11 protein-coding genes are annotated in these 12,070 nt (G+C 37.1%); 5 read left to right on the plus strand and 6 right to left on the minus strand.

What is annotated here, in order from left to right; all coding sequences use genetic code 11:
• The first annotated feature begins 238 nt into the window (after window positions 1-238).
• Entirely contained in the window at window positions 239-649 is a 411-nt protein-coding gene (locus JNG87_RS06640) for a helix-turn-helix transcriptional regulator (RefSeq protein WP_202842671.1), read from the plus strand.
• A 188-nt stretch (window positions 650-837) separates the two neighbouring features.
• Here JNG87_RS06640 and JNG87_RS06645 read toward each other — a convergent pair whose 3' ends face one another.
• Window positions 838-2,667, minus strand: a complete 1,830-nt coding sequence (locus JNG87_RS06645) for a cytochrome-c peroxidase (protein WP_202842673.1) — start codon at window positions 2,665-2,667, stop codon at window positions 838-840.
• Between the two features lie 228 nt (window positions 2,668-2,895).
• On the opposite strand from JNG87_RS06645, the gene JNG87_RS06650 reads away from it, so the two are divergent.
• Window positions 2,896-3,381 (plus strand): hypothetical protein, encoded by a 486-nt coding sequence (locus JNG87_RS06650; RefSeq protein WP_202842675.1) that lies wholly within the window; start codon window positions 2,896-2,898, stop codon window positions 3,379-3,381.
• Between the two features lie 21 nt (window positions 3,382-3,402).
• The gene (locus JNG87_RS06655; protein WP_062670273.1) at window positions 3,403-4,257 is read left to right on the plus strand and encodes a nucleoside phosphorylase; all 855 of its coding nucleotides are present in this window, start codon (window positions 3,403-3,405) and stop codon (window positions 4,255-4,257) included.
• A 312-nt stretch (window positions 4,258-4,569) separates the two neighbouring features.
• On the opposite strand, the gene JNG87_RS06660 is transcribed toward JNG87_RS06655, so the two are convergent.
• Together JNG87_RS06660 and JNG87_RS06665 are read right to left on the minus strand one after the other, a co-directional pair.
• Window positions 4,570-5,331, minus strand: coding sequence for an NAD-binding protein (locus JNG87_RS06660; RefSeq protein WP_202842677.1), 762 nt, complete (start codon window positions 5,329-5,331; stop codon window positions 4,570-4,572).
• Between the two features lie 52 nt (window positions 5,332-5,383).
• Window positions 5,384-5,941, minus strand: coding sequence for a DNA-3-methyladenine glycosylase I (locus JNG87_RS06665; RefSeq protein WP_202842679.1), 558 nt, complete (start codon window positions 5,939-5,941; stop codon window positions 5,384-5,386).
• A gap of 139 nt (window positions 5,942-6,080) precedes the next feature.
• Between JNG87_RS06665 and JNG87_RS06670 the strand changes: the two genes are divergently transcribed.
• Together JNG87_RS06670 and JNG87_RS06675 are read left to right on the plus strand one after the other, a co-directional pair.
• Window positions 6,081-6,380 carry a hypothetical protein gene (locus JNG87_RS06670; protein ID WP_114821904.1) on the plus strand — a complete coding sequence of 100 codons (300 nt, stop codon included), beginning with the start codon at window positions 6,081-6,083 and terminating at the stop codon, window positions 6,378-6,380.
• A gap of 120 nt (window positions 6,381-6,500) precedes the next feature.
• Window positions 6,501-7,313, plus strand: a complete 813-nt coding sequence (locus JNG87_RS06675) for an enoyl-ACP reductase (protein ID WP_202842680.1) — start codon at window positions 6,501-6,503, stop codon at window positions 7,311-7,313.
• A 143-nt stretch (window positions 7,314-7,456) separates the two neighbouring features.
• Here JNG87_RS06675 and JNG87_RS06680 read toward each other — a convergent pair whose 3' ends face one another.
• The 3 genes from JNG87_RS06680 to JNG87_RS06690 form a co-directional block, all read right to left on the minus strand.
• Window positions 7,457-8,896, minus strand: coding sequence for a glycoside hydrolase family 30 protein (locus tag JNG87_RS06680; RefSeq protein ID WP_202842681.1), 1,440 nt, complete (start codon window positions 8,894-8,896; stop codon window positions 7,457-7,459).
• Between the two features lie 40 nt (window positions 8,897-8,936).
• The gene (locus tag JNG87_RS06685) at window positions 8,937-9,746 is read right to left on the minus strand and encodes a family 16 glycosylhydrolase (RefSeq protein ID WP_202842682.1); all 810 of its coding nucleotides are present in this window, start codon (window positions 9,744-9,746) and stop codon (window positions 8,937-8,939) included.
• Between the two features lie 97 nt (window positions 9,747-9,843).
• The gene (locus JNG87_RS06690) at window positions 9,844-12,066 is read right to left on the minus strand and encodes a glycoside hydrolase family 3 N-terminal domain-containing protein (RefSeq protein ID WP_202842684.1); all 2,223 of its coding nucleotides are present in this window, start codon (window positions 12,064-12,066) and stop codon (window positions 9,844-9,846) included.
• Window positions 12,067-12,070 lie beyond the last annotated feature (4 nt).

Here is a 12,070-nt window from a genome sequence, read left to right on the forward strand (position 1 = left end):
AATGAACAAATACTACGGGTTTCAGGGTTCGGATATGTGATGTAAGGCACAATTATTTCATATTCTTCTTGGATACTTATCTTTATTAAATTTGTTAATTGATTCAAAACAAGTCATATTCAGTAAGCTAAACCAGTCGAAAAAGAGAAATTTTATTTAGAAACAAGAATATTTTAGAAGGTAATTTATTTTAAAAACGAGTTTTATTCTTATCTCTTAAAACTTTATATTTGTTATTATGATTGACACAGCTATGCAAAATAAAAAAATACATCAAGGCAAAAATATTAAACGTTTCCGTGAAATGCTGGGTATCAAGCAGGAGGCCTTAGCTTTCGAATTAGGTGACGACTGGAATCAGAAGAAAATCTCTCTTTTAGAACAAAAAGAAACAGTAGAATCTGATATTCTCGCTCAGGTGGCTCAGATTCTTAAAGTTCCTGCAGAAGCAATTGAAAATTTTGATGAAGAACAAGCGATAAACATTATTTCTAATACGGCCTCTTTTGATAATTGTCAACAACCGGCTTTTTTTAATAATCAACCCACTTTCAACCCCCTCGACAAAATGGTTGAACTCTATGAGCGTATGCTTAAACAACAACAAGAGATGATTGATAAGCTGGAAAAGCTGATTCAAAACAAATAAACAAACAGATTGATCCGATCTGTAAAATAACTTAAGACTAAATTCTAAAACGAAGGTAGATTACATTTACACCCGTTTCAGAATTTAGCCTGTTTTTATTAAAACCATATCATTCCTACTGAATCTCGTTCCTCAGAACCCCTAATCTCTACCCTCCCACTCTAAAACTCTCAAACCCTCCAACCCATCTACTTCGCTTTACTCACATCCGTAAGGGCATTCAGAAAGGCGATGATCTGTTTTATTTCTGCTTCGGTGAGGTTCAATTTATCGGGTGCCAGCGTCTGATTTTTCATTTTTAATCCTAAACCTTCTCCTCCGCCTTCATTATAAAAATCAAGAACTTCTTCCAGGGTGTTGAAAGCTCCGTTATGGAAATAGGGCTTTGTAAGTGCGATATTTCTCACTGTCACGGTTTTAAAAGAGTAATCATAAATCCATGACTTTTCTTTTTTCACCGGGCTGTTTCCTCTTCCTAAGTCCTGATCAAGTTCTACCGGAAACTGTTTGATCGGCCTGGTAGTTACTCCCAGTACTTCGGATTCATTTTCATTAAAAAACGGCGGTACCAATCCGGAAAAGGTAGGTCCAAAATGGCAGGTTGCACAATTGGCTTTTCCCATAAAGAGGTTGAATCCTTTTTTCACATCATCGGAAACATTTTTTTCATTCCTCATAAAACGGTCAAAATCGCTGTCAAATGAATACAATGAAGCCACATAAGAACTTAATGCTTTGGAGAAGTTTTCTTTACTGATTTTTCCGTCTTTAAATGCAGTACGGAACGCTTTTTTATACTCAGGTTTTGTTTTTAATTTCTGGATAATGCTTTCATAGCTGGTATTGAATTCCTGCTCATTATAAATAACGTGTTCTGCCTGCTGTTCAAGATAGAAAGCACGAAGATCATAGAAAAATCTCCTGGCAAAAACAGCATTATATAAAGAGGGCGAATTTCTCAACACTGTTTTCCCTTCCACATTACTTTGTGATTTTGCTTTCAGATCTGTAAAAGCATTTTCCTGAAGGTGGCATGTGGCACAGCTCATTTTCCCGTTACCACTTAAGTTCTGATCGTAGAAAATGGATTTTCCAAGATTTCGGAGTTCCGGACTGTCTTCCGAAGATTTCAATAAGGTATAAAAATAAGGATCTAAAAAATCACTGCTGAAAAAGTTCTTATTCCCCACATTCCAGCCTGAAAATTCTTTAAGGTCATCCGGTCTGCCATCCCATTTCCCAAGTTCTTCATATAAAGGCTGCACGTATTTTTTATAAAACTCAATCCTGTCAAAGGTTTCAAAGTCGGTGTTTTTTGAAAGATAACTGATGGCTTCTGTTAAAATCTGATTGGCTTTCTGAGTATTATAATTTTTAAAATAAAGATCATCATTAATGTACTTCTGAATTCCTGCAAGTGCATGACTGGTTTCTTCGGAAATATTCAAAGATCCTGGTGTATCAAAACCTGAAACACCCAGTGAGTAGATCCTGATCAACTCTATTCGCAAAGGCAGTGTTTTGTTATTTCCTTTGCTCAACCCATTTTTTAAAGCACTTAAATAAAACCCGGAAAAGCTGTTATACAAAAAGGTAGTGATGGTTTTGATCTTTTCTTTTTCATTTCCTGCTTCCTCTGAAAATATAAGTTCATCAAGCACCTGCAATCCTTCAGGAGGAAGTGTATATGACGATGTCCCAGCTGCTTCGATGTGAAACAATGGCGCTGCATTAAGGTGGCTTTTGGTAAATTCAGGATAATGGTAAGCAATATAAAATTCTATTTCCTTGAATGAGTTTCTTGTACTGCTCAGCGATTTTTGCAGTTCTTCCAGAGAAATACGGTCTTCAGAGAACTTATCAACATCAGATTTCAATTGTTCAAGCTTTATTCTAAAGTCGGACAGCCCTTTATTGACAAATGTATTTTCGTTTTCTCTTCCTTTGTAAACAGGATTAAAGGACATTACTGCAAATCCTATCAGAAGGACAATTACAAGCAGTGGATAAGATCTCATGAATTTTTAGCGGCAAAACTATTGATCTGATGTTATCTGAGTTTTAATAAGAGATTAAATAATGTTTATATTTCTGATATCATATTTTTCACTAATTTTAAACCCCGAAATCAAATTCATTATTCTAAAGAGAACGGTTCTTCGAAATACCGGAAAATAATGGCGGGAGATTATTGGGAGAGGATTTTTTAAATTAAATTCAACACATCAAAAAAACTAAATAGGAGTATGAAAACAAAACTATGGTTTGCTGTTATGGCAAGTTTCCTTTCTATGACGGCATTTTCCCAGAAAAAAAAGCAACCGGAAAAACAACCTGAAAAGAAACAGGAAATGGCTGTTTATGCTGAGAAAAGAGGTTCTGATTATTATTTGGTCCGCCTGGAAAAAGATAAAAATATTCCCAATGTCTATGTACATTCCAATGGGGTAACCAAGCCTTATAAAAATTATTCTGACCTGAAAGATATTGTTACAGAGTTCCCGGGAATGATGACTTCCAACAATTCCACAAAGGAAGAACTGATTTCTATTCTTAAAAAAGAGGATCACTTCTATGAAATCACTTCACAGAGAAAAGATCCTAAAAATATTGAAAAAACCGTTGTTACCGTATATGAAGTAATGAACGGCCAGAAAAGAATTGTAGAAGAATACAATGACATCTACGAAGTGATGGCATCTCCTTATAAAGAGGCCATTATGATTAATTAAAAAACAAAAAATATACATATTATGCTAAACAAACTTGCTGCCTCAGAACTTGTTCTGAATGAAGACGGAAGTGTATACCACCTGAATCTTTTACCTGAAGATATCGCTGACAAAATCATCCTTGTGGGTGATCCTGACAGAGTGGCAAAAGTTTCAAAATACTTCGATACCGTAGAAATCAAAAAAAATAAAAGAGAATTCTATACGCATACAGGAACGCTTCGTGGAGAAAGAATTACCGTAATGTCTACAGGTATCGGAACTGAAAACATCGATATCGTGATGAACGAACTGGATGCTTTGGTGAACATTGATCTTCAGAACAAAGAATTCAAGACTGAGCACAAAGCGCTTGAGCTTTTCCGTATGGGAACCTGTGGAAGTGTAAACCCTGACGTACAGGTGGACAATATGCTTGTAACTCAAAATGTAGTTGGATTAGACGGACTGATGCATTTCTACCAGGACTACAACTTCGAAAATGAGTTTTCTAAGAGTTTCCTTGAAAAATTTCCCTACGAAAGAATCAAGCCAATGCTTTATTTCTCAGACTGGGCAGAAGAAATGGGAGCATACTACAAAGATGCCAAATACCACGGAAATACAGCAACATTCCCGGGATTCTATGCTCCACAGGGAAGACAGCTTCGTTTGAAAGCGGTAGATGACCAATTCCTGGAAACATTGAATGATCTTGGAATTACCAATTTTGAGATGGAGACCTCTGCGATCTATGCTCTTTCAAAATTATTAGGACACAAAGCCATTACCGTAAATAACGTTATTGCCAATAGAAGACGCGGTGAGTTCTCTGCAGATCACCATGCATCTGAGAAAAACCTTATTGAATGGGTGTTGGAAAGAATTATCAAGTAATTTTTATTTGATAAAAACTAAAACCTCCGGAAACTGTTTCCGGAGGTTTTTTATTAGGTTTTGGCTAAAGCCAATGGAATTTTTATCTATTTTTTAACGGGCTAAAGCCCGTTCCTAATGAATTGTATCTTGCTGAAAATATTGATTCTTTTACGATGAACAAAGCTTACCACTCACCTTATCATTCCCTAGGAATCTAAATACAAAACTTTAAAAACAGCGTAGAGATTCCTGCGGAATTACAGAGTTGTCAATAGAAATCTTGTAAGTAAAATAGTTAAAGGCCGATAATCATTAATACAAATGCCATGATTACAAATGAAAACTCCTCGGATCCGGATATTGAAATGTATACTCCAGTTCTGAAATGAGTTTTGAAGACATTACTTTCTTCCCTTTCACTTCAAACTCTTCTTCATCAAGTAGATTTTTCTGTGCGTTAATCACCTGACTTTTCGCAGGATGTACAGGAGCCGTAACATTATAAAGTTTTGATTCACTTTTCTGTTCAATCATTTCTGAGATAATCCTGCTGATATCAGCATAATGAATATGATTTACCGCATGGTCCAGATTACCTACATTATAATTTTTTAAAAGTCTGTTATCTCCCATCAACCCTCCAAGTCTCAGAATATTCAGTTGGGGATATTTATTTCTCAACATTCTTTCGCCTGATATTTTCTCCAAAGGGACATCTTCTTCTGTAAATTCTTTAGCAATATCGGGATAAACACCTGTAGAACTCATCAGAAACATCTGCCCTTTAAAGTCTCCTATAAAAGCTGACAAATTCTGAATCCTGTTATACAATGAGCTTACACAACAGCTTTTTTCAGAAACAGGAATTGTAATAATCAGAACATCCATATTTTTAATTTCCTCCCATTGGGAAAAAGATTCTGTCAACTGATAATCTGGGAAAGAAGCTATTACAGCAGTGATTCCTCTATTATTGAGATCTTCTGCTTTATTTTCCGTTGTGGTTGTTGCGGACAGATTATATTTTCCGGATAAGGAAGATGCAAGTCTCTCTCCCAGCCAGCCATAGCCGATAATTCCTATTTTCTTCATATTTCAACAGAGGTTTTCACTTTTTTGATGATACAAAAATATCAATAAGTTATCATTTTCTTATAAAACAGCTTTTTAAATGATCATTAATCATTCCGGTGGCCTGCATATGAGCATACATTACTGTAGAACCAACAAATTTGAATCCTCTTTTTTTAAGGTCTTTAGAGACGAGATCGGAAATCTCTGTTGTGGCAGGAACATCAGACAATTTTTCGGGTTTGTTATCGATTGGCTTTCCATCTACAAAACCCCAGATATAGTTGGAAAAGCTTCCAAACTCTTTCTGAACTTCCATAAATCTTTGAGCATTGGTAACCGCTGCAAGAATTTTAAGTCTGTTTCTTATAATTCCTGGGTTGTTCATTAATTCTTCAATCTTTTTATCAGAATAGGCAGCTACTTTTTTATAATCAAAATGATCAAAGGCCTTCCTGAAATTTTCCCTTTTGGATAAAATGGTATACCAGCTCAGGCCGGCCTGAAAGCACTCCAGAATCAGGAACTCAAATATTGTTTCATCATCATAAACAGGTCTTCCCCATTCTTCATCATGATACTTTCTGTAGAGATCATCTTTTTCGCACCAGCCACAGCGGATTTTTTCCATAATTATGATATTTTACAGGTTAAAGTTACTATTGATTTTGAAAAGTATAACAAAATATTATGAAAAGTTTAACAATGACCTTCAGTTTTAGGAATGGTTATTGTTTAATTAGTATTACCAAATTAAAATTTATACTATTATGAACAATTCAGAGTACAACAAAGCGGAAAATGCAGTAAACAATGTAGAAAATTCTTTACAGAATGCAACGGACAAAGCCAAATGGAAAATCGATGAATTGGCAGATAAGGCTAAAGATTATATTAATGAGAAAAGGAATAATGATCAGGAAGCAAGCCAGGAAGACTGGCTAGACAGGGTAAAAGCTAATGTATCCGATGCCTGGGAAGATATTAAGGATAAAGCAGATGAGGCATGGGAAAAAACCAAAGATGCGGCGGAAGATGTAAAGGCAGAATGGAATAAGAAAACCAATTAGTATTTCAGTCATATAAATATTTTCAATAAAATGGAGTCTTAAATTGATAAGGCTCCATTTTTTATTATGCCATAAGCACAATTATTGTTACATTTGTATTATAATAAACATTAAAAAATTATGTCATACGGTTTACTTAAAGGCAAAAAGGGAATTATTTTTGGAGCCCTTAATGAACAATCTATCGCATGGAAAGTTGCTGAAAGATGCCATGAGGAAGGTGCTGAATTTATCTTATCTAATGCTCCTATAGCATTAAGAATGGGAGAACTTAATGGTTTAGCAGAAAAAACAGGTTCTGAAGTAATAGGTGCTGATGCTACTTCTGTAGAAGATCTTGAAAAACTTTTTGATGCCGCTGTTGCAAAATTTGGAAAAATCGACTTTATCCTTCACTCTATCGGTATGTCTATCAACGTAAGAAAAGGAAAACACTATACAGAAATGAATTACGACTGGTTGGAAAAAGGCTGGGATATTTCCGCTGTTTCTTTCCATAAAGTAATGCGTGTAGCATGGGAAAAAGACTGTATGAACGAATGGGGAAGCATTTTGGCGCTTACTTATATTGCAGCTCAGAGAACATTCCCGGATTACAACGATATGTCTGATAACAAAGCGTACCTTGAAAGTATTGCAAGAACTTTCGGAAACTACTGGGGAGAAAGAAAAGTACGTGTAAATACAGTTTCTCAGTCTCCTACAATGACTACTGCCGGAAGCGGTGTGAAAGGTTTCGGAGGATTCCTTGGATATGCAGAAGATATGTCTCCACTGGGAAATGCTACTGCTCTTGAATGTGCAGACTACTGTGTAACGTTATTCTCTGATCTTACTAAAAAGGTAACGATGCAGAACCTGTTCCATGACGGAGGTTTCAGCAGCTCAGGAGTTACTCAGAAAGTGATCAGTAAATATGACGCTGAAAAATAATGAACTGATAAAGTTTCATTTACAATACATAAGACCCATGAAGTTTTTTCATGGGTTTTCTATTTTTATCATCTGAAGACAAATAAAAATCCGGCGGCCTCAAAGAGGCCGCCGGATCTGTCAAAAATAATATTAATATGATATTACAAAATTACGGTCTGTATAGAGTGCGCAGGAGCATTCAGTTTGGCAGCCATACCTTCTATCCATAGATTCGTTTCAATATCATTGTCTGAATCGTTCATGATAACGGTTACCAGCTGGCCGTTTTCATTCATAAAAGCAGAAGATGTAAGCGCTGCTCTGTTGGAAGAGCTTCCGATTCTCTGCGCATTGGGTTTGATATATTTTGAAACATGGCCTATATAATAGTATTCATAGGTATAGAAAACCTCACCGGTTTTGGTATCTGCAATAATCGGGGCAAAGCAGAAGTTTCCCTTATGGTTAGGTCCTCCGGTTTCATCCAATAGAATATTCCAGTCAGTCCATAAAGCATTTCCTTTGTTAAAATCGTTCAGCATATTTTTGCTGTAAAGTTCCCCCAGACTTACATCATAGATTTTATCCATATTGAACTGTTCTTTACATCCTTCCGTAAAAGCCAGGAATTTATCAGGAAATGCTCTGTGTGTTTCTGCCAGATTGTCAAAAAGCTGCGTTTTATTATTCCATGTTTCATACCAGTGATACCCAATACCGCTGGCATATTTTGAGGTTTCAGGATCACTTAATGTAGTGGTTGCTCTTTGATAAATAAGGTCTCTGTTGTGGTCCCAGATCATAACTTTTTTATCTTTGTAACCGTTTTTCCAAAGCGTTGGCCCCAGGTTCTTTTTCAGGAATTCTCCTTCTTCTTCGGCAGTATAGATGCATGATTCCCAGCTTTGGGTAGCCATTGGTTCATTCTGAACGGTTAACCCCCAGATGTTGATTCCTCTCTTTTCGTATTCTTTGATGAATTTGATATAATAATCTGCCCATGTCTGGTAGTATTGATTTTCCAATCTTCCTCCTTTGTACAAACTTTTGTTGGATTTCATCCAGGCTGGCGGGCTCCAAGGCGAGAAATAGAATGTGAAGTTATTACCAATGGCTTTCTGAGCTTCTTTAATCATCGGAATTTTATACTTCTCATCATGAACAACGTTAAATGTCTTCAGAGAAGTATCATTATCCTCTACATAGGTATACGAATCGCTGGAGAAATCACAGGAATTCATATTGGTACGAACCACTGTGTATCCCAATCCGTTTTTTCCGAAATAAGCATCCAGAATTTCTTTCTGCTTATTCTTTGGCATTTTATAAAAAGTCTCTGCTGAAGCGTCTGTAATAGCACCTCCGATTCCTATCAGTTTCTGATATTTAAAACGGGGAGCCACAAAAATACAGGCCTCAGTTTCTTTAGGCTGTCCGAACTGTTCAAATGTAACGGTTCCTTTATCCGCCATCTTCTCATTCACTTTCGAGTTGGTAAGGATTACTTTAGCTGTTTTTCCTGCATTCTTCTTCCAGTAATTCTGAGCATTAACATTGATGAAAACGCCTACTACAAAACAACTTACAATTAATTTTCTCATGATTTTTTCTGTTTCCGGACCCTTCTGGTCCTCATTTTCATTATTTATTTTGATAGACTCTTACGTAGTCTATATAATACTTCTGTGGAAATACAGCATCATCAATGCCTTCTTTCCCACCCCAAAATCCACCTACTGCCAGATTTAAAATGATAAAGTAAGGTCTGTCAAAAGGCCATGCTTCATCGTTTTTCTCTCTGTTCACATACGTGAAAAATTTTTTATCATCTACATAAACATCAATCTTTTCAGGAGTCCAGTCTGCCTTATAGACATGGAATTTTTCGCTGGCATCTTTTACAAACAAGGTATCTGTTTTCTGTGTTCCCTGGATATGGTTGTATTTTTTGGTGTGAACAGAAGCATGTATAAATCCCTGATTGTATCCTACATGTTCCATAATATCCAGTTCACCGTCATCCGGCCATTTCTTCATATTTTCACTCATCATCCAGATGGCAGGCCATGTTCCACGTCCTTTGGGAAGCTTTGCTCTAACTTCTACTGTTCCATACTGAAAGGCAAATTTTCCTTTGGTTAAAAGCCTGGCAGAAGTGTATTTATTATTTTCCCAATTTTCTTTTCTGGCTTCAATGATAAGGTTTCCCTTTTCCATTCTGACATTCTCAGTTCTGTTTTTGGTATAAAACTGAGCTTCTTCATTTCCAAAACCTCCTCCTCCTACATCGTAATTCCATTTTGATGAATCAGGTAGCCCTTTACCGTTAAACTCATCACTCCATATCAGCGTTCTGCGGGCTTCAGGTTTTTGCGAAGCGCAATTCAAAACAGTAAGGAAAAAAATTCCTGCTGCGCATATTTTGATGATATTTTTAGCTTTGAGATTCATGCATAAGTAGATTTAAGTTTTGGCTAAAGTCATTTTTTTTCTGACTTTTGATTAAGCGGGCTAAAGCCCACTCCTATTGAATTGAATTGAATTCAATTTATTTTGTCCAGGTGATTCTTTTGGTCTGAACATGTTGAGAATCCGTCCCGACCATAATGTCAAATTCCCCGCCTTCCCAATCAAAATTCAAGTTATCATCATAGAATTTCAGATCTTCGGGAGTCAGTTTAAAATCGATCTTTTTGCTTTCTCCTTTTTTGATGAATACTTTCTGGAAGCCTTTCAATTCTTTTACCGGTCTGACTACTTTCCCGAAAAGATCCCTGATATACAGCTGTACCACTTCTTCTCCGTCATATTTTCCTGTGTTGGAAACCGTAACGCTGATATTCAAGGTCTGATTTCCTGTAAGGTTTGTGGAATTTAAAACCATATCAGAATATTTGAAATCCGTATAGCTTAAACCATATCCAAATGGGTATTTGGGATCATTATCAAGATCTATATACGCGGAAACATAGTTTCTGTCTGTATTATTTTTTGCTGGTCTTCCTGTATTGTAATGATTGTAGTACACAGGAATCTGACCTTCTGTTCTTGGGAAAGTCATTGGAAGCTTTCCACCGGGATTCACTGTCCCGAACAAAACATCTGCAATAGAGTTTCCTGCTTCTGTTCCCAGCCACCATGTGTACATAATGGCAGGAATATTGTCTGATGCCCAGTTGAAAATCAGAGGCCTTCCGGCATTGATCATCAGGATGATTGGCTTACCTGTTTTGGCAATTTCTTTCAATAAATCTTCCTGAACACCTGTAAAACCAATATTACTTCTGCTTTTTGCTTCTCCACTCATCGCATGGCCTTCACCCAGCGTCATGATGACAACATCTGCTTTTTTCGCCGTTTCTACTGCTTCGGCAAACTGGCTTTTATTCTGATCGTCAACATTGCAGCCTTTTGCATATAATAAAGTAGCGTTTTTATCCAGCTGGTTTTTAATTCCGTCAAATTGAGAAACAATTCTTTGGCTGTCATCTTTGAAAGCAACAGACCAGAAACCGTGATTCGCTACCGTTTCTTTCCCGAAAGGACCAATCAGCGCAACTGTTTTTACACTTTTCGAAAGCGGAAGAATATTTCCCTGGTTTTTAAGAAGAACAATACTTTTAGAACCGAATTCTCTTCCGAATTTTCTGTTTCCCTGATTATCGGTCTGTTCTTTTTGTCTTTTCTCATTGCTGAATCTGTAAGGATCATCGAAAAGTCCCATTTCGAATTTCTTGGTTAAAATTCTACCCGCTGCATCATCTACCAGTTTTGCATCTACTTTTCCTTCTTTCACCAGTTTTGGAAGCTCTGCCATATACACACGGCTTTCCATATCCATATCACTTCCACCCTGTATTGCTCTTTCAGCAGCTTCAGCTCCATCTTTGGCATAACCGTGAGGAACCATTTCCCCGATACTTCCCCAGTCTGACACCACAAAACCTTTATAATTCCATTTTCCTTTTAAGAGGTTTCTCTGTATATATTGGTTGGCCGTTGCAGGAATTCCGTTAATATCATTGAAGGAGTTCATAAAAGTGGCTACTCCTGCCTCCGCAGCGGCTTTGAAAGGAGGAAGATAAGTTTCATTCAATTGTCTGAGACTCATATCTACAGAATTGTAATCTCTTCCGCCTACAGCAGCTCCATATGCCGCGAAATGTTTTGCACAGGCCATCACTGCATCAAGACTTCCCAGACCTCTACCCTGAAATCCTTTAATTCTTGCCAGTCCTATTTTTGTTCCAAGGTAAGTATCTTCTCCTGAACCTTCCATTACTCTTCCCCATCTCGGATCTCTGGCAATATCCACCATCGGAGCAAACGTCCAGTGAATACCGTAAGCGGCAGCTTCTGTAGCAGCAATTCTTTCTGATTTTTCAATCATGGCCAGATCCCAACTTGCAGCCTGTCCAAGATTGACAGGGAATGTGGTACGATAGCCATGGATAACGTCCTGCCCGAACAATAAAGGAATTTTCAGCCTGGACTGCATGGCCAGTTTCTGAAAAGCTCTGGTTTCTTCAGAACCTGCTACATTCAACATGGAACCTACTTTTCCTTTTTTAATTTCTTCTAAAACAGCTGCAGAGTTGGACTGCTGGGGTCCTGTAGCATATTCAAAACCACTATATTGCACCATCTGCCCTACCTTTTCTTCCAGGGTCATTTTAGACAGCAGCTCTGCTACTTTCTGATCAATGGTCTTCTGTCCGTAAGCATTCAATCCCAATGCAGAAAATGCCAGTAAGAAATAAACTCTTTTCATAGTA

The organism is Chryseobacterium cucumeris (assembly GCF_016775705.1).
GTDB classification, from domain to species: domain Bacteria; phylum Bacteroidota; class Bacteroidia; order Flavobacteriales; family Weeksellaceae; genus Chryseobacterium; species Chryseobacterium cupriresistens.

Bases quoted from the DNA above. Each gene is read 5' to 3' on its own strand.
- JNG87_RS06640 (WP_202842671.1), top strand. From the start codon at position 239: ATGATTGACACAGCTATGCAAAATAAAAAAATACATCAAGGCAAAAAT.
- JNG87_RS06645 (WP_202842673.1), bottom strand. From the start codon at position 2,667: ATGAGATCTTATCCACTGCTTGTAATTGTCCTTCTGATAGGATTTGCA.
- JNG87_RS06650 (WP_202842675.1), top strand. From the start codon at position 2,896: ATGAAAACAAAACTATGGTTTGCTGTTATGGCAAGTTTCCTTTCTATG.
- JNG87_RS06655 (WP_062670273.1), top strand. From the start codon at position 3,403: ATGCTAAACAAACTTGCTGCCTCAGAACTTGTTCTGAATGAAGACGGA.
- JNG87_RS06660 (WP_202842677.1), bottom strand. From the start codon at position 5,331: ATGAAGAAAATAGGAATTATCGGCTATGGCTGGCTGGGAGAGAGACTT.
- JNG87_RS06665 (WP_202842679.1), bottom strand. From the start codon at position 5,941: ATGGAAAAAATCCGCTGTGGCTGGTGCGAAAAAGATGATCTCTACAGA.
- JNG87_RS06670 (WP_114821904.1), top strand. From the start codon at position 6,081: ATGAACAATTCAGAGTACAACAAAGCGGAAAATGCAGTAAACAATGTA.
- JNG87_RS06675 (WP_202842680.1), top strand. From the start codon at position 6,501: ATGTCATACGGTTTACTTAAAGGCAAAAAGGGAATTATTTTTGGAGCC.
- JNG87_RS06680 (WP_202842681.1), bottom strand. From the start codon at position 8,896: ATGAGAAAATTAATTGTAAGTTGTTTTGTAGTAGGCGTTTTCATCAAT.
- JNG87_RS06685 (WP_202842682.1), bottom strand. From the start codon at position 9,746: ATGAATCTCAAAGCTAAAAATATCATCAAAATATGCGCAGCAGGAATT.
- JNG87_RS06690 (WP_202842684.1), bottom strand. From the start codon at position 12,066: ATGAAAAGAGTTTATTTCTTACTGGCATTTTCTGCATTGGGATTGAAT.